At 61.1% G+C, this 17,094-nt stretch carries 13 protein-coding genes and 1 pseudogene; 7 read left to right on the forward strand and 7 right to left on the reverse strand.

The window, feature by feature from the left end; all coding sequences use genetic code 11:
• Window positions 1-27: 27 nt before the first annotated feature.
• Both QMG80_RS21170 and QMG80_RS21175 read right to left on the reverse strand, forming a co-directional pair.
• Window positions 28-1,398, reverse strand: coding sequence for a PepSY-associated TM helix domain-containing protein (locus QMG80_RS21170; RefSeq protein WP_085773911.1), 1,371 nt, complete (start codon window positions 1,396-1,398; stop codon window positions 28-30).
• Between the two features lie 93 nt (window positions 1,399-1,491).
• Window positions 1,492-6,375 (reverse strand): TonB-dependent siderophore receptor, encoded by a 4,884-nt coding sequence (locus QMG80_RS21175; RefSeq protein ID WP_102938231.1) that lies wholly within the window; start codon window positions 6,373-6,375, stop codon window positions 1,492-1,494.
• A gap of 317 nt (window positions 6,376-6,692) precedes the next feature.
• Here QMG80_RS21175 and QMG80_RS21180 point away from each other — a divergent pair, with 317 nt between their 5' ends.
• Both QMG80_RS21180 and QMG80_RS21185 read left to right on the forward strand, forming a co-directional pair.
• The gene (locus tag QMG80_RS21180; RefSeq protein ID WP_085773909.1) at window positions 6,693-7,379 is read left to right on the forward strand and encodes a response regulator; all 687 of its coding nucleotides are present in this window, start codon (window positions 6,693-6,695) and stop codon (window positions 7,377-7,379) included.
• On the forward strand, window positions 7,376-8,788 hold the full coding sequence (locus tag QMG80_RS21185; RefSeq protein ID WP_085773908.1) for a sensor histidine kinase: 1,413 nt from the start codon (window positions 7,376-7,378) through the stop codon (window positions 8,786-8,788). The genes QMG80_RS21180 and QMG80_RS21185 overlap by 4 nt, the downstream gene beginning before the upstream one ends.
• Before the next feature lie 102 nt (window positions 8,789-8,890).
• Here QMG80_RS21185 and QMG80_RS21190 read toward each other — a convergent pair whose 3' ends face one another.
• Window positions 8,891-9,970, reverse strand: coding sequence for a metallophosphoesterase family protein (locus QMG80_RS21190; RefSeq protein ID WP_085773907.1), 1,080 nt, complete (start codon window positions 9,968-9,970; stop codon window positions 8,891-8,893).
• A 209-nt stretch (window positions 9,971-10,179) separates the two neighbouring features.
• Here QMG80_RS21190 and QMG80_RS21195 point away from each other — a divergent pair, with 209 nt between their 5' ends.
• Together QMG80_RS21195 and QMG80_RS21200 are read left to right on the forward strand one after the other, a co-directional pair.
• Window positions 10,180-10,329: a hypothetical protein gene (locus QMG80_RS21195; protein ID WP_199769106.1), complete on the forward strand. Its 150-nt coding sequence runs from the start codon at window positions 10,180-10,182 to the stop codon at window positions 10,327-10,329.
• Window positions 10,326-10,490, forward strand: coding sequence for an efflux RND transporter permease subunit (locus QMG80_RS21200; protein WP_245300305.1), 165 nt, complete (start codon window positions 10,326-10,328; stop codon window positions 10,488-10,490). Before QMG80_RS21195 ends, QMG80_RS21200 begins: the two co-directional genes overlap by 4 nt.
• Window positions 10,491-10,657: 167 nt before the next feature.
• On the opposite strand, the gene QMG80_RS21205 is transcribed toward QMG80_RS21200, so the two are convergent.
• From QMG80_RS21205 to QMG80_RS21220, 4 genes are all read right to left on the reverse strand, one after another.
• The gene (locus tag QMG80_RS21205) at window positions 10,658-11,317 is read right to left on the reverse strand and encodes a 4'-phosphopantetheinyl transferase family protein (protein WP_158658924.1); all 660 of its coding nucleotides are present in this window, start codon (window positions 11,315-11,317) and stop codon (window positions 10,658-10,660) included.
• A 365-nt stretch (window positions 11,318-11,682) separates the two neighbouring features.
• Entirely contained in the window at window positions 11,683-12,009 is a 327-nt protein-coding gene (locus tag QMG80_RS21210) for a transposase (protein WP_349775655.1), read from the reverse strand.
• A 131-nt stretch (window positions 12,010-12,140) separates the two neighbouring features.
• Window positions 12,141-12,752 (reverse strand): IS110 family transposase, encoded by a 612-nt coding sequence (locus QMG80_RS21215; protein ID WP_245300304.1) that lies wholly within the window; start codon window positions 12,750-12,752, stop codon window positions 12,141-12,143.
• 36 nt (window positions 12,753-12,788) lie between these two features.
• Window positions 12,789-12,929, reverse strand: coding sequence for an IS110 family transposase (locus QMG80_RS21220; protein ID WP_245300303.1), 141 nt, complete (start codon window positions 12,927-12,929; stop codon window positions 12,789-12,791).
• Window positions 12,930-13,912: 983 nt separating this feature from the next.
• Between QMG80_RS21220 and QMG80_RS21225 the strand changes: the two genes are divergently transcribed.
• From QMG80_RS21225 to QMG80_RS21790, 3 genes and pseudogenes are all read left to right on the forward strand, one after another.
• Window positions 13,913-15,277: a diaminobutyrate--2-oxoglutarate transaminase gene (locus QMG80_RS21225; RefSeq protein ID WP_245300308.1), complete on the forward strand. Its 1,365-nt coding sequence runs from the start codon at window positions 13,913-13,915 to the stop codon at window positions 15,275-15,277.
• 43 nt (window positions 15,278-15,320) lie between these two features.
• Complete coding sequence (locus QMG80_RS21230; RefSeq protein WP_085773903.1) at window positions 15,321-15,545, forward strand: MbtH family protein; 225 nt, start codon at window positions 15,321-15,323, stop codon at window positions 15,543-15,545.
• Window positions 15,546-15,753: 208 nt separating this feature from the next.
• Window positions 15,754-17,094 (forward strand): annotated as a pseudogene (locus QMG80_RS21790) (fatty acyl-AMP ligase); the annotation flags it as partial.

Consider the following 17,094-nt stretch of genomic DNA (forward strand, 5'->3'; position numbering starts at 1 on the left):
TCTCTGTGATGTCGGGAATTTCGAGGCTCAATGTCGCGCCCTACGCGATTGCAGTGTACGCTGCGCGGCGGTCGCCGACGACCACGCAACACTCGCTATCGAGCGCCAGCTGCGGCTTACTTGGGCCGGACTGGCGCCGGCTGGATCGCGCCGACTTTTGATCCTGGCGCGCCGCTTCTTCCACCAGATGTAGACGCCAGTGATGCAAAGCGCCGTGATCACGAGCCCCATGACGCAGACCAAGATCTGCATCGCCAGGCCGAAGACGGCCGCCATGTGCAGCCATATCAGCCACGATGTGATCTCATCGCCTGTGTTCTTCGACAAATCGCCAGGAAAGGAGGCCTCCCGCAAATCACCGCTGTCGGCGTCGAAGCTCACGTAAGTCATCCAGCTCTTGATGAAATCGCCCGAGCTGCGCGCACTCAGGGTGTAGACCCCACTGTCTCGATCCAAGCTGAGAGCCTGCTCCTGTTCAATTGCTAGCTGGCGTCGTCCTGCTTCGGCATGCAGCAGAGCGCTGCCGCGAGCGTAGGCCTCCCTGAAGTCCAGAGCTGGGGTTCCGACCCGCTTTATAGGCGCGGGCTCGGGCGCGGGCGCGCTCATGGTCTGCCCCCTTGAGCCAAACAGCAGCTGCATCGTCGGCTTGTAGACCTCGCCGAGATTGAAACCGACGCTCGACCAGGCGAAGACGAACAGCATCGCCCAGGTCCACAAACCGAAGGCGCGATGAATGTCGAAATTGATGCGGTAGGCACCTGCGTTCGTCTTAATGAGCCACGCCGGTTTCCAGCGACTCCACCAGGATTTCGCGGGACGCGAAACATCGCCCGTCGAGCGCAATCGCAACGGAAAGGTGAGATAGAAAGCGATGAAGCAATCGATGGTCCAGAAGAGCGCCGTGACGCCCAGAACATAACCGCCGACGCTGTTCTCCCCGAAGCTCCAACTCCAGGGCAGGGCAAGCGAGAAATGCAGGCGGTAGAGGAAAGACATGAGGTTTTTGCGTTCGAGCGTCGGACCGCTCCAACCGGGGCGCTCGCCGAGCATCTCGCCCGTGTAGGGATCGAGGTAGAAATTGACTACCTTCTCCATCATGTTGTCCCCGGGCTTCATGCCGGGCTTATGCGAGAACGCCACTGAACGGTCCGGCTGGATGGGCAATTGAACGTAGTCGAAGCTTGAATCGGGATAGAGCGCCGCGGCTTTCTCGCGCAGCGTGAATCCGTCGAGCACTGGCGTGTCACGCTTCGCCACCGTCAAAAGCTCGGGGTTGAGCCAGACGTCCAGCTCCTCGCGAAAAGCGAGCACGCTGCCGGTGAGCGCGACGATGACGAGAAAGACCGTCATCGCCAGGCCTGCCCAGCGGTGGATGAAGACGAATAACTGCCGCACCATCCGCGTGACCCTTCTCTACTGACTTGCGCGGATCTCTGTCTTCCCGCAGGCGCAGAGAAGAAATGACGCGCTCTCGTCCCCCTCGCCATTCTGTCAATATTTGGCGAGCACCGCCTCCGGGGCAGCCCAGTTGAAGTGGTAGTTCAGGCCGGTGCGAACGACGTTGATCGCGGGGCTCAGTCTGCTGGAGCCGACGCCCGAAAACGCGCCCAAGCCGCCGTTCGAGCTGCTGGTGGCGTTGATGTAGAGATATTCGAGTTTCGCCGACCAATTGGGCGCGAACATCCACTCGCCGCCCGTGCCGACGGTCCAGCCGCTCGCGGTCGTCGAGTAGCCCGCAACCTGCAGGCCGCTGTAGGCGAAGCCTCCCGTGCCATAAAGCGCCAGGGTCGGATTTAGGAGCCAGCCGGCACGGCCGCGCAAGGTGCCGAACCAGGGGACCCCGACATTGCCGACAGGGGCGCCGCCTGCGAGCGGAGCCAAAACCGAGCCGCCGATGAACGGAGACGCGAGTACACTGAGGTATGCGCCGTTGTGCCCGCTCGCGATGGTCGCGCCCTGGATGTCGGCCTCGGCGCCGATGATCGCCCGGTCGATCTGGAAGTTGTATCCGAGCTGGCCGCCGCCCACGACGCCGGCGGTCTTGGCCGTGTTGTCGTTGCCGCCCGGCAGATAGACGAGGTTCGAGAAAGAGCCGCCGCCGGGCAGCGCCGAGGCGCCCAATGGGAAGCTCGGGTCGGTGAAAGGCAGAAAGTTCGTCGAGTTGTTGTTGTTGACCGACCAGCCGCCGCCGAGGTTCGCGCCGGCGTAGACGCCCGTCCATGAGGCGGGAGGCGGAGGCTCCAGGATCGCGGGGCCCTTGATCGAGGGAAGATCGGCGACGATCGCGTTGGTCTCGACAGGCGCCAGGACGCCGTCGTTGAAGCGGTAGCTCACGCCGACCTGCACCTGCTGCTGATCGAGATGACGATCGGCCGTGTAGAACCCGCCCATCGACGTGGGAGCGGGCGAATCCCCCATATGGCCGAAATCCGTGTAGCGGTATTCGCCTCTCACCGACCAATGCGGATTGATGGCGTATTCGACGCCGGCGCCGAGGGTCCAGCCGAGGCGCGTCGCGGAGCGCCGATCGGCGGCGTAAAAGGGCGCGCCGGTCGTGTCGAGCCCATAGAGCTGGAAATTGCTGCTGAACTCGCCGATGGCGAGACCGCCTGTCCCGTAGAACAGCATGCGACCGAGCGCGTAGCCGGCGCGGGCGCGCAGCGAGCCCTGGATTCGCGACCAGATCGCGCCGCTGGCCGTCGCGCCGACGTCGTTGGCGAGGGTAATGGGATCCACCAACGCCAAGTTGGGAACGTTGATGAGTGGCGAGCGGCCCATGAGCGTGGGATCGACCGAACCCTCGACGCCGACGACCCATTTGCCGTACTGTTGATTGTAGCCGAGATGCGCGCCGCCGATCACGCCGATCGCGTCGGCGTTTTGATTATTGGAGCCGCCGATCACGATCGCGCCGCTGGAGAGATTGCTCTGGCCAGCTAGACCGCCGGGCGTCGCATAGGTGAGCGAGCCGTCGTTGAGGCCCCAGCCGTAGCCAATCTGCGCGCCGACGTAGAAGCCAGACCAATTCATTGCGAAGGGCGCGATTGACGGCGCCACCCCGCCGAGTTTGGGCAAGTCGTTGCCCGCGAGCGCCGGGCCCTTGGTAATCAATGGGGGCGCCTCAAGCTCCGGGCCGGCAAACAGTTTATAGCTGAAGCCGACCTGCACCTGTTGCTGGTCGAGATGGCGGTCGAGGGCGAAGACCGCGCCGACCGCCGAAGGGTCGGTCGAAATCCCGAGGTGGCCGAAGTCGGAATAGCGGTATTCGGCTCGGAGCGACCAGTGGTTGTTGACGGCGTATTCGACGCCAGCGCCGGCGGTCCATCCCACACGCGTGGTGGAAGCAGCGCCGCTGGCGGCGAAGTTGGTCAAACCGTCGAGGTCGGTGCCGAACAGTTGGGCGTCGCTCTTGAAGGTGCCGAAGGCGACGCCGCCCGTGGCGTAGGGCAGCAGCCGACCGAAGGCGTAGCCCGCCCGGGCGCGAACGGAGCCCTGAACGCCGGAATGCACAATACTGGTCACCGTGCCGCCAGTGCTGCCAAAGCATTGGAACAGAACGCAGCTGCCGTTGAGAGCCTGCCCCACGATGCTGGGAGCGAGGACCTCCGCATTTTTGGTCAAGGTCGCGCCGTCGACGGAGCCCTCGAGGCCTAGAACCCACTGGTCGAACTGTTGATTATAGCCGACATGAGCCCCGCCGATCACGCCTGTTGCGCCGCTGCCGAGATTGCTTTGGCCGCTCTGGCCCTGAGCCGTGGACCAGCTCTCCCATCCGTCGTTGAGGCCCAAGCCGTAACCTACCTGGCCGCCTGTATAGAAGCCGGTCCAGGTGAAGGAGGGCAGCGACGGCGAGGCCGTGGGCGCCGGCAGCAGCCATGGTGCAGGCGTAGCCCCCTTGTCGAGCTCGGCGCGTAGAGAGCCCATGACCGCGAAGGGCGCGCCATAGGAGCGGAAGCTGGCAGTGGAAAATCCAGGCCCAGGGCCCAGCGTACCCGTATTGTATTCGTCCGTAGAATAAGCCCTATTGAACAGATTGGTGACATTCAGCTGCGCGGTCATTTTCGAGCCCGCGTAGCTGAAGCTATAGGCGGCCATCAAATCGACGGTGCCATAGGCGGGGACCAACGGCCATGCCCAAGGCGGGTTGGTTGTGTCAATAACCGGCCTCGAGCCGAAATAGTGGTAGCCGGCGCCGAACTTCCAGCCCTTCAGAGCCGAGTCGTTTTGGAGCTCATAGGTGGTCCAGAGGCTCGCCTGATTGCGCGGCACGTCCGAAAACCGCTGGCCAACGCCCGGATTGGCGCCAGGCTGGGCTTTGGTGACGCGAACATCGTCATTGGTATAGGCGGCGATCACGCTCCAGCCCGGCAGGATTTCGCCCTGAATCTCGACCTCCGGCCCCGTGCTGCGCGCCGCCCCGGCCAGGAGGGAGCAGCTTCCAAGGCCGCCACCGCCGCCGGGGCAGATGTGAGCCGGATTTACATCGGGGAAGGGGACATTCGTCTTCACGAGTTCGAAGTAATCCGCGGTGGCGCGGAGCTTCCCTCCGAAGAGCTCGAGCTTGGCGCCCGCCTCCCAGCTCTGGGCGCGCGTGGGCGGGGCGAGATTACCGGGATAAACATAAATTCCCGCGTTCGGGCCAAAACCCTCGGTGTAATTGCCGTAGAGGCTCAGCCACTCCTGAGGCCGCCACAGCAGGCCGAAGCGCGGCGTCAACGCCTGGCCGTTCAGCGGGGGGGCTGGCTGCAAAGCATATTGCGCCTCACCGGCAAGAATCGTTTGACGGATATACTGGTATCGCGCCCCCGTCAGGAGAAAGAAATTATAAGGCAACTTGATCTGGTCTTGCAGATAGAGGCCGGCGGTGTCCTGGGTGTAATCGGCTGGGAAGAAGGAGCAAGGGCACTGGGGGTTTGGGATGCCGAGATGGATCGGATCGAAAAGACCGATGACTGAAGAAAAATTGTATGACATGCTCGAAGCCTGCCCGGTCGTATGGTAGACGTCTCCGCCGAGCAGCACCGTGTGTTCCGCTCCGAATGTGTTGAGATGCCCGGTGATATCGACATTGGTGGCGTAAGTGGTCTGCCCACTCACGGTTTGAGCTGATTGTTGGGGAACCAATGCCGGAGGCCCGGCCAGGACACCATAGCCATAAGTAATATTATCGTGGAAACCGATATTGTTGTAGACGATCTGTTGCTTGATCGACCAGTCCTTGTCGAATTGATGCGACCAAGTTAGCGCAGCGAGAAGCTGCGTGGTCAAATAGGGGGAGCTCTCACCATAGTTGGCGCTGCGTGGAATGTTCACGAACGCTCCGTTGAAGAGAGGATCAAACGGGAAGTAGATGTCCCCGCGATGCTGATTATACTCCGCTTCCAGCTTGACCCAGGTTGCTGAATCGACATTCCATTTAACGACCGGCGCAAGAAAGAGATTCTCACTATTGGTGAGATCGACGAAATAGCCGAAGGGCGCGCCATTGTTCTCGTAGGACATGTTCATCCGATAGAGCAATGATTTGTCGGTGTTGAGCGGGCCCGTGGCGTCGACGGTCGTGCGGTACAGCGCTAAGGAGCCGACCTGTTGCTGCGCCGCGTAATAGGGCGCGTCCAGCGGCTCCTTGGTGACGATATTGATGACGCCCCCCGGGTCGGAAAGCCCGTAAAGAATGGCGCCCGGACCTTTGAGCACCTCCACGCTGGCGACATTGGCGAACTGCTGCGTGGAGATGTAATCACCAAAATTCAAAGTGCCATCGATGCGAAACCCGTTGCGGTAGTAAGTGTTTGTCTGGAACCCGCGTATAAATAGCCCGCTGCTCGGCGTGCCGGCCAACCCGGAAGCAGGGCCCGGAACCGAAACTCCGGCGAAATTCTGCAGCGCCTGGGGGAGGGTGACGACCTGCTGGTCCCGCAGCACTTGCTGGCTGACCGATTGGACGTTCAGCGGCGTCTCCATGACCGGCGTGTTGGTCTTGGTGCCGGTCGAGGCCTTCTCGAGCACATAGCTCTTGTTGTAGGGGTCCTGCGCCGGGCCGGCGCCGCCATAGCCGCCCGCGCCCGTTCCCGCTCCGCCGCCTCCACTGCCGCCGTCTCCTCCGCCGCCTTGACCGGCGCCGGTTCCGCCGCTCGCCGCGCCACCTCCTGTCCCTTGTCCCGGAACCGGCCTGCCGTTGCCGCGGCCGCCCTGCGCAACGTGGCTTACGCCCGTATGGGGGCTAGGTTTGGGCTTCGCGGCCGCATGCGTGACCGGCTTCGGCCTGCCAATGTCGATCGAGGGAAGGCTGGTTTGCGCGAGCAGGTCTGTCGACCAGAGGGAAATCGCGACAGCCGTCGCGGACGCGCCGCAACGCAGTTTGTTCGTTTGCATGGATGGCCTCTTCACACCGCATCTTTTTGGATTGGCGATTGCCCATTCGGCTCGAACCGCTGAACGCTGCCGAGGCGCGCAGGGATTCGCCCGATCCAATGCGAGACAGTGGAGAAGAAAGGTCATGTGAACCTCATGCAGGAAGTTGGACGGAATGAAATTTTTGATGTGTGGCGGATTAGCCACAGCCCCTTGGAGCGTCTCCGCCTCAATTAAGCTCGACTACCGGCTTAAAAATGCCCTCTTTACTTTCTCTACCTTCGGCAGAATTATGCGACTGTCGTTACGCGGTCGATTGCTCAAGGCGGATACGGAAAATGCGGGTCCTGCTGGTTGAGGATCAAAGCGAGCTTGCGGGTGAGCTCTCCTTGCGGATCGGTCAATCGGGCTTCGACGTGGACCAGGTCGCAACCCTCCGAGCGGCTGAATCGGCTCTCAGCGCCTGTCCCTATTCCGTCGTGCTGCTCGATCGGCGCCTTCCCGACGGCGACGGCCTGTCGCTCGTGCCCCGCGCGCGAAAAAACCACCCGACGAGCCTGATCCTGATGCTGACCGCGCGCGATGCGATCGACGACCGCATCGAGGGTCTCGACGCCGGCGCCGACGACTATCTGACGAAGCCCTTCAGCCTCGACGAATTGATGGCGCGCATCAGGGCCGGGCTCAGACGGCCAGGGAAGGAAGGAGTGAATCGCATTCGTTTGGGCTTGCTGTCCTTCGACCCCTGCGCGCGAACCGCCTTCGTCAATGATGCGCCCATCCTTTTCCAGCGCAGAGAGCTAGCGTTGTTGGGCGCGCTTTTGAACCGGGCCGGCTGCGTCGTGCCGCGCGAGATACTGCTCGGACAGGTCTACGGCCCCGACGAGGAAATTCAGGAGCACGCTTTGACGGCGCTGGTCTCGCGCATGCGCCAGAGGCTCGCGGAGCTGAACGCGGGCGTCGATATTCACACCGCGCGGGGCGTCGGCTATCTCATCGCAGCAACGAGGCGCGGCGACCCGTGAGTTCGCCGCCGACATTGGCGCGACGCGTGCTGATCGGGATCGCGGTGACGCAGATCCTCGTTCTCTTTCTCGGGCCCATAGCTTCCGTGAGCCTGTCGTTCTGGTCGAACGACATCAGCCTGGAAGAGCTCTCTGCTGATCGAGTCGAAACTCTCGTCGCCGACTCGCTCATTCGCGATGAAAGCGGCGATGTGCGGATCGAGCCGAATGTCGAGTTGAAGCAGGAGTTGGAGCGAATTCCGGATCTGCTTTTCGCTGCCTTCGACGTGCATTCGACCGCGCCGCTCGCAGGCTCCTCGCCGGTTTTGGTCAAGGAGCTGCAAGATGCGCTCCGTCTGAGACCAATGCATCTTCACTTTTTTCTATCTGAAGATAAAGTAAAGAGGGCCCATGGGATGCTAGGTCCCCATTGGACGAAGCAGGGTCCGTATTATTTGGCAATTTACAACCAAAGGCCGCGGTGGTCCGACATTGTCGACACCTTCAATAATGCAATCTCGGCATTGCTGCCGTATCTCTTCGGCGCCCTCCTGTTTTCGATGTGTGTCAGTTGGTACGCCATGCGACATTGCCTGCAGCCTTTAAGGGCGCTGTCCGAGCAGGCGTCGCAAGTGGATCTTGACCGGCTCTCGCAACAATTTTCGGAAAAGGACGTTCCCGGAGAAATTGCTCCCTTCGTGCAGGCCATCAACGAGGCCCTCGCGCGCGTCGACGGCAGCGCCCAACGCATGCGGCGCTACTTCGCGAACGCCGCGCATGAGCTGCGCACGCCGCTCGCGATCATGCGGGCGAGACTGGAGAACGCGCCAGAATCGGCGCTTGTCGTCAATCTCTTGAATGATTCCAGCAAGCTTCAGACGATCGTCGAGCAAGCGTTGAGCGCGGCGCGCTTGGAAGAGCAGAAGGAAGCCTTCGACGCCGATGTGGATCTACAAGCAACGGTTCAGCAGGTGGTGCGGAGCTTTTTCCCTTTGGCGGTCAAGAGCGGGCGTTCGATCGAGCTCGAGACCTGCGAGGGCATGCGCCTCGTGAAGGGAAACATGGCGGCGTTAACAGCCGTGGTCAGCAATCTTATCGACAACGCCCTGAAGATGGAGCCCGAGGGCGGTACGGTCATCGTGCGCATGCACGGCCGCGCAGATGTGGAGGTCGAGGATCACGGCAAAGGCGTCGCGCCCGAAGATCGCGAGCGAATTTTCGAACCCTTCTGGCGAGAAAACGACTCCACTCCGGGCGCGGGTCTGGGCCTCGCGATCGCTAAAAACGTGATGGAAAAGCTCGGCGGACGGATCTGGATCGAGGACACGCCTGGCGGCGGCGCGACATTCAAGCTGTCTTTTCCCAGAGTGGTTGGAGCTGACGCAACTGTTGTCCGACCTCTACAGCAATCACTGGCCGCGAGGCATTAACGTGGCGCGTCTAACGCGCGCACGTACGCCTCCTTTCTAAACGACAAAATAGGCGCCCGGCCTCAAGCGAACAGGCTCCAAGACGCCTCGGTTGTCGAGCGGTTAGTAGTGGGTTTGCGACGGCGTTCGATGCGAAGCGTCCCGAAAGTCGAAATCAATCGGCTCGTCCCGCGTGGAATCGAAAACCACCATGCGATCGCGATTCTCCCAAAGCTTATAATGTGCGGCGATGCGGCCAGAACCGACGTTGAGGAGCTGCCAGCCGGTGGCGTCGTGCTCGAAAAATGGATCCGCGCGATTCATCGGCACGGTGAGAACCGGTAGGTGGCTGGCCGCCTGGGCGTAGGCCTCGGGATATGGCAAAGGCCAGGCCGTTGCCATTACGGAGTTGAACGCGATGTTTCCGATCTTGTTGTACTGAATTTGATGTACGTGACCATAGATCACGTTGACCGACTTGAACGGCTGCAGAAGCTCTTGGACTTGCTCCGCGTCGTCGGTCCAGAAATTCCAACCTTTATAGATCTTTTGAAGCGGAGAATGGGAGAACACTACGATCGGTGTGTTGTGCTCGATCTTGGCGAGATCTTCGCGCAGCCAAGCGCGCTGCGCTTCGCCGACCATGAAAGGTGATCCGTGGGGATTGTCGAGAGTAGCCATCTCCGACATGCGCCGCTCGGCAGTCGGCCAGCGGTGATGGGTCCATTCGTCGGTAGTCAGTATTGAGTTCAGGGTGATGAAGTGAACGCCCTTGTGATCGAAGCTGTAATGATCGGGTCCATAGAGCTCGCGCCAATAGTCGCCGAGATCGAGGTAATAGTCATGCTCGCCCATGACGCAATGGAGCTTCGGCTTCAGGGCCGAAAGGATTTCTGCGCCGTGGTCGAGCTCGTCACGCCTGCCGAGCTGAGCAAGGTCGCCACCGAATAGGACGAAATCCGATTCCGGCTTGATCAGATTGGCTTCGGCCACGGCGCGCTTGAGACCCAGATCCCAATTGCGCACGAACCTCGCGCCTTCAATCTGCTGGATGTGGGCGTCAGAGATGTAAGTGAAGGCGAAGTCCTCGCGCTCCCCGCCGAAAGCGAGCCGCACCATGCTAACAGGAAGGGATGGGAAGGTTCCGACCGCCGCCACGCCTGCGGCTATGGCGCTTCGCCTCGTCAGTCGATTCCTCAACATTTCATGCCCTCGTGCGCCCACTGGGGTGGCAGCTGGTCAATCTTAAGGGGCGTGAACTGGCTTGTCCACGAAGGTTTCTCGCAGAATCTGAGAGCTGGCCTCGAAAATTCGGACAGTAGCTCGAGTGATCGAGTGGATGCCCCCTCCCGACGGCTTCGTGATGTGCCATGGTGGCGACGTTTGCGCATCCCACAAACGAACGGGCATTCGTGGAAAAAGTTCTCATCATCGGTCTCGACGTAGCGAAGCGATCCTTTCAGGTGCACGGCGCTCTGGTCGAGGGAGGGGTGGCGTTCGCCAAGAAGTTCTCGCGGGTAAAGAGCGTATGGAAATTGGAAGTCTTGGGTTCGTCGCCATGAAGAACGCGATCATGATGATTGAAGTCGTGCTGCACTTTGAGCGCGATGCGGGCCCGTCGTCGCAGGAGTCGATCCACTGCGCCCGCCTATTGCGTTTCCGGCCGAGCATGATGCCCACATTCGCCGCGTTTTTTGGCGCGCTGGCGCTCGGCGCGGGCTAAGGCACGGAACACCGCCAACCGCTGGGGGTCGCCATAATTGGCTGGCTTATCGTCAGCCAAGCGCTGACGCTTTACGCCAGTGGTCGTCTATTTGTATCTGGATCGCCCGCGCCGCCGGCGCGAGACCGCTTCCATCAGCGCATCGGCCAAACCGTCCATGATTGCGGCTAGAAAATGCCAAAGCTCCATCTGGACGGAGGTCCCCACCGATCGTCCACCCGTAGGAGGCGAGGTTCTCCTTTGGCCGGAAAAGCGAATGAACGGAAGTTCTGAGAAAGCCCTTGTCCCGTCGCTTTGATGAACGCCTCTCCCAGAGTCCAGAAGCGGTAGAAGTGCGCCGTCCGCTCCTCTTGGTCCATCGTCGCTTCCCACGGCCCCAACATCTCCGGCGCGAAATGCTGACGCGCAACCAGTTGCATGTCCGGGAAGGTCCGCACGAGCTCAATGTCCACGCCAAGCGGGGCCGGGCCGATCGCCACGGCGACGAGTCCCCGGACATGGCTCACGTTGAAATGGAGGCTGTGCGCAGCCAACCCATGGCGTTTGCAGTCTAGCAGGGGCTTGCCGTGCGGTCCTCTGAAGATCGCCACATCGACGGGTGCACAATCCAGCAGGCGGCTCAGTAACCAACGCGCAACGCCGCGCCCAGCTGCCCTGACAGCGCGATCTGCCGGATGCAGGAGCGACGTCACATCGTCCCGCTCGCAGTCGGCGATCCCCGCCAAAAGTCCCGGCAGATCATCTTCGCGCGGCGCGCCCAGCCAAATGTTGAGGCGATTGTCAACCCAGCATCGTCGATCAAACGCACCTAAATCATCTAGAAACACGGGCCGACTGACGTCGCGCGGGGAAGCGTCGATCGCCCAGGCGCCGCACCATCGGAAGCCGAGATCGGACGATCGTCTCAGAGTCCTCACCGGGGGCTGATGAAATATCAAGAGGCTCGCCTCTGCTGTTTGAGCCCGCGCGCGACGTGAGAGCCCTGGGCATGGAGTCGCGCCGGTTGGCCTAGGCCGAGAGATCAATATACGAGCTGCAGCTCTCGTAAACTTCCTTTCTGACATGCGCGGGTTGAGGGCAACTGAACGGGACATGATCGACGCCGCGATCGACTTTGCAGCGGTTTAGATGCCGTCGCCGCCGTCGCTGACCCTCGCGGGGAGGGGGACTCCCCACCGTTTGTAAAGTCTGATCATGGGCGGGGATAGCTGATTTTCGCGGGGAGGTTCGGGTTGAAGAGAGTCCCGGACTCGAGCATGGCGCCGCCGATGGTGATCAGGCGGTCGCCGACCGAACGGAGGGCTCGGCCGTGACCATGGCCTCGAGCGCGCAAGGCGGCGTATTTGGCCCGACTTCGTGGATCGTGATGCACGGCGGTGCGCGCCCAATAATAGACGGCGTTGCGCAGGCGAACATGCGCCGCCTGCCGCAGGAGCACGATCTTGCTTTTTCCCGACCGCTTCGTGATCGGGGCGACGCCCGAGAGGCAGCGCAGCGCATGATAATCTCTCCGTTGCAGAGCGTCCTGACTTCTGCGAGCAGCGTGATGTGATGATCCTTCCGACGCCCGGCAAGGATCGCAGGATCGTCACATCACGCTGCTCTTCTCTCTGCCCTCGGCAACTTCCTCTCCGCCCGCGAGCTGTTCGGTCAGGCGATCGATCTTGGGGTTGGCCTCGCTGATCTGCGGTTGACGAGAGCAATGCGTCGAGCGACGGCCTCAAGATGCCCGGTGGCGGCGCTGACCGTTCCGCCGGCGGCGCAGATCAGCGAGGATGTGAGCTGTTCCAACGCCTCAGCGGCAGTGATGCGACGGACGCGGTGACGCTTGAGCAGGCGCTCGACCGTGGCCTCGCACACTTTGGCCTTGTCGGGTGTTGGAACCAGACGCCACAGGTCAAGAAACCAATCGGCGCCGATGTCATCGGAAAGCTCAAGAAACTGCGGGTAGTAACGCCAGAGCAGCTCACGAACTCGGTTGGAAAGGCGGTAGCGTTCAGCATGCAGGTCGTCAGCGACGCGCGACCTTTCCCGCAACTCGACGACGACCGGATGGAGCGGCGCCAGCAGGCGAAAGCAGTGTCGATCGGTGCGCAGCGCATCGGTCAGCGCCTCGGCGTCGCGGCTGTCATCCTTGGCGCCGGCGGGCGAGAAGCGGTCGCGGAAGCGATCGAGTTGCTGGGGATTGATAGCGTAGACGTGGAAGCCGCGCTCCATCAGGCTTTCCACGACGGGACCATGTGGAACCTCAATGGCGACCATCACCTCTTCAGGCGCCGCGCCGGTCGATTTGAGAATTCAGTCGGCCATATCCTTCAGACCTTCGCCGCGATGCGCGAAGGTGCGTTCGCCAATTTTCGCGCCTTTGGCGTCCGACAGGCGCACGTGGGGCGTCCGCGAAGCCCAATCGACGCCGACAAACCAGTTGTTTGTTTTCATCCTCCATCTTGAAGCCCCTCGTGTTCACGGGGCCGTTGCGATGTCAGCCATTCCCTGTACTGGCGCTCAAAGGCGCGGACTCCCTACGGGGCATTCATCGCGGCCGCCCGCCGAGGCACAAGTCCCCCCAGGTGTTCGAGACTCAGGGGGCGCTTGGTCGCTCCCGGCGGGTCGGCTCGACTCAGGAGAGTAGCGCGATCAATCTTTCGGCGCGCGCGGTTGGAAGCGCTCTGCTCTGCTCCGCGCTCCCAACCGCGCGTTACTCTTCATGAACCGTGGGAAGGGTACAGGGGGGGCGCACTGTATCCGGCTGCTCGCCGCGTGACCTCGTCCCTTTGAGCTAGGCGGGACTTCGTCACAAAACGGAATCTCTGTGGTGCTCGCTCAGACGCTCTTTTTGTGAGGGATCGCGCCAACCGCCCGGGAACGTTCTTCAAGTCCGCGATCGCGCCCGCAGCTCGCGGAGGGCGGCGCGGGCGCGTGGAAAGCTTGCGGTCGTAGCCCACTTTGCGAAGCTGGCAGCTCGTCGGGGTTCGCAGACGCCGTGGGGGAGGGTTGGTCTTGGCCCCCTCGCGACGCGTCGCGCGATCGTAAATCGAAGCCAGCGCGAAGAGAGGGCGCGCCTGGATGCCGTCCTTCGCGCGCCGGACGCAAGAGCCTGAGACGCCCAGCATCGTCTCTTGTAGTCCAATTGCAGCGCTCAGGGCGAAGCTAAGCTCTTTCGCCAAGTCGAACCAAAAACCGCGAACCTTGGCCCTTCCACCCGGCTCCGACTCGGCGCAGGTTGGCATGAGATACGTTTTCCAAGGCGACGAGCTGAGCGTGCGGTCGACATATTGACCAAAAAAGAGTCGACACACTGCCCAATTAGCATTACTTTTGGCGACAGCCGTGGCGGCGGCGGAGGGGGCCTAGTGTGCGTTGACGATACTATTCGGCTTGACAAGTCCAATCAAAGTGATTGCGCCTCCGACCCAGGAGCGTTGCGGCCATATTACTTGTCTTTTAGGAACGCTTACCTCGAACGGCAGGAAGCAATCGAGTCTAACGCCAGAACCTATCCACGCGGACTTCCGATCGCGCTGAAATCGGGAGGCGGCGTTCGGGTCCGAGACGTTGAGGATCGCGAGTACATAGACTGCCTTTCGGGCGCGGGCACTCAGCCTCTAGGACATAACCATGAGGTTGTTGTCGACGCGGTCCGCGACGCCCTGAGCGGGGCTGTCCCTTTGCAGACTCTGGACCTTCCAACCCCACTGAAGGACCGGTTCATAGGCGATTTGTTTGATAGTCTGCCGGCGGAATTCCCGAACAACTTCAAGATTCAATTTTGCGGGCCGTCTGGCGCTGACGCGATTGAAGCGGCGCTCAAGCTTGTCAGAACGGCGACGGGCCGTCGGGGTATCCTGTCGTTCCGTGGGGCCTATCACGGCATGACCTCGGGCGCCCTCAGCCTTACTGGCGAAAGCGGCCCAAAGGCCGCGATCAATGGCGGCGCCGCGGAAGTCCAATTTCTTCCCTACCCCTCGGATTACCGGTGTCCCTTTGGGCTCGGAGGTCACGCCGGCTCGGAAATGAGTGCGCGTTACATTGAAAATTTGTTGGAAGACCCCCTTAGTGGCGTGCCGCTGCCCGCCGCAATGATCCTCGAGGTCGTGCAAGGGGAGGGAGGGATCAATCCCGCCCCTGACAGCTGGCTGCGTAAGATCCGTGAGATAACCGAGTTCCGAGGCATTCCGCTTATCCTCGATGAAGTCCAGACGGGGCTAGGTCGCACCGGGCGTCTTTACGCCTTCCAGCACGCTGGCATCACGCCTGACGTCCTCGTGCTTTCCAAGGCCATCGGAGGAGGCCTGCCGCTTTCAGTCGTAATCTATCGCCGCGAACTCGATCATTGGCAGCCCGGCGCTCACGCGGGCACTTTTCGCGGCAATCAATTGGCCTTCGCTGCTGGCGCCGCGACAATTAGGTTCATCTCGGCGCAGCGTCTTGAATGCAACGCCGAAGAGATGGGATGTCGCCTCCAAGACGCGCTCAGAAGCATACAATCCGAGACAAGGTGCATCGGCCACGTTCGCGGCCGCGGATTAATGGTGGGTGTCGAGATCGTCCGCGCCGACCACACCGATAGGCTCGCGGGTCCGCCTTCGTCGTCGCCACAAATGGCGCAAAAACTTCAAAACGAATGTCTGCGCCGCGGATTGATTCTCGAGCGGGGCGGAAGGTTGGGCAGCGTCATAAGGTTCCTCCCGCCGCTGATCGTAACCCCAGCCGAGATTGACGAAATCGCCGGGCGGTTTCGTGCGGCAGTGGAAGCAGCGGAGAAGACGGTCGGCGCGAGCGCATGAATTACAATTCAAACAGGCAGAAACTCAATTACGGGAGGGTGACATGTCTTGGGAAGAAGACGAAACGATGGTCTACAAAGTCGTCGTGAACCATGAAGAGCAATATTCGATCTGGCCTGACTACAAGGAGATTCCCGACGGCTGGCGTGCTGTTGGCAAAATTGGTCTCAAGCCCGAATGCCTCTCCTACATCAAAGAAGTGTGGACGGATATGCGGCCACTCAGCTTGCGCAAGCAAATGGCGGAAGCGGAGTCGAAAATTAGGTGATCCGACGCGCGACGGCGCGGGGAGCGCACGCGTTCAAGAACTGAGAGGCGTCAGTGCGTTCGCGGTGACAGCAAATCTTGCGGAGCTCCAATCTCTCTGTCTGGGCGCGGCCTTTTTGGGGGGCGAATCAAGATAACAACACGACTGAAATATAGCTAGCGAATGAAGAGGTGATAAACACAGTATAGGATCGAGAGGGCATGCGGCGATGACCTTCGTAGACGGGCAAGACTTGGCGGAAGAGCCTCCTTTGGAGGGGGTATCAGATTTGATCGAGTTGCTTCGCACGCGCGCGGCGCGGCAGCGTGAGCAACCGGCTTTTATTTTCCTAAATAACGGTGAAAAGGAATCCGGCCGCCTGAGCTTTGGGGAGCTTGATCGTCGAGCCCGAGCCATTGGGGCGCATCTCCAGAATCTGGGCATGGCCGAACAGCGCGCGCTCCTGTTGTATCCGCCAGGTTTGAACTACATCGAAGCGTTTTTTGGATGTCTATACGCCGGCGTCGTCGCCATACCGGCTTATCCACCGTCAGGGCGCCATTTCCGCCGCCTCGAAGCAATTCTGCATGACGCTTCGGCCCATCTGATCCTGACGGTGGCGGAGTTGCATGACAATATTGCGGCTGGCGTCGACATGCGTTCGGAGCACAGCGCTTTTTCACTCATTACAACGGATCAATTGGAATCCGACGCGGCAGAAGCTTGGAACCCGCCACAGATCGCTCCAGATTCTCTCGCATTCTTGCAATATACCTCCGGATCGACCGGCGCTCCACGCGGCGTCATGGTCACTCACGCAAATCTTTTGGCTAATCAAGCGCTGATCCAGCGCAGCTTCCAACACACCAAGCATTCGACTCTTGTAGGATGGTTGCCGCTCTACCATGACATGGGCTTGATCGGGAACATTTTGCAGCCGCTTTATGTGGGCGCGACTTCCATCTTGATGTCTCCGATGGCTTTTTTGGAAAAGCCAATCCGCTGGTTGCAGGCGATTTCAACATTCCAGGCCCACACCAGCGGAGCTCCCAACTTCGCCTATGACCTCTGTGTTCGGAAGGTGACGCCCGAACAAAAGCTCGGTTTAGAACTCAGTAGCTGGAGGATCGCCTTCAGCGGCGCAGAACCGGTCCGCGCGACGACCCTCGATCGTTTCGCGACGGCGTTTGCCGAATGTGGGTTTCGACGCGAAAGCTTTTTTCCCTGTTACGGCTTGGCGGAGGCGACGTTGGTCGTCACGGCTCCGACACGGGGCAGACCGATCCTGCTTCAGCGCCCAGCTCAGTTTTCGCCTGTCGGCGTTCCAGGCGACCCGCCCACATCTCGAACGGCTCCTCCATTGGTGGGTTGCGGTCAAGCTTGGGCGGGGCACCTCGTCAAAATCGTCGATCCGGACAGCGCTGCTCCTGTTCCAGATGGCGAGGTGGGTGAGATCTGGGTAGCCGGCCCTTGTGTAGCGAAAGGTTACTGGGGACAGCCTAAAGCGTCTGAAGACGCCTTTCGGGCACGAATTCCCGGGTATGACGGTGTTTCTTTCTTGCGAACGGGG

This window comes from Methylocystis bryophila, assembly GCF_027925445.1.
Taxonomy (GTDB): Bacteria; Pseudomonadota; Alphaproteobacteria; order Rhizobiales; family Beijerinckiaceae; genus Methylocystis; species Methylocystis bryophila.

Excerpts from the sequence above, each read along its gene's own strand:
- QMG80_RS21170 (WP_085773911.1), bottom strand. The coding sequence starts at position 1,398 with ATGGTGCGGCAGTTATTCGTCTTCATCCACCGCTGGGCAGGCCTGGCG.
- QMG80_RS21175 (WP_102938231.1), bottom strand. The coding sequence starts at position 6,375 with ATGCAAACGAACAAACTGCGTTGCGGCGCGTCCGCGACGGCTGTCGCG.
- QMG80_RS21180 (WP_085773909.1), top strand. The coding sequence starts at position 6,693 with ATGCGGGTCCTGCTGGTTGAGGATCAAAGCGAGCTTGCGGGTGAGCTC.
- QMG80_RS21190 (WP_085773907.1), bottom strand. The coding sequence starts at position 9,970 with ATGTTGAGGAATCGACTGACGAGGCGAAGCGCCATAGCCGCAGGCGTG.
- QMG80_RS21200 (WP_245300305.1), top strand. The coding sequence starts at position 10,326 with ATGAAGAACGCGATCATGATGATTGAAGTCGTGCTGCACTTTGAGCGC.
- QMG80_RS21215 (WP_245300304.1), bottom strand. The coding sequence starts at position 12,752 with ATGGTCGCCATTGAGGTTCCACATGGTCCCGTCGTGGAAAGCCTGATG.
- QMG80_RS21220 (WP_245300303.1), bottom strand. The coding sequence starts at position 12,929 with ATGAAAACAAACAACTGGTTTGTCGGCGTCGATTGGGCTTCGCGGACG.
- QMG80_RS21230 (WP_085773903.1), top strand. The coding sequence starts at position 15,321 with ATGTCTTGGGAAGAAGACGAAACGATGGTCTACAAAGTCGTCGTGAAC.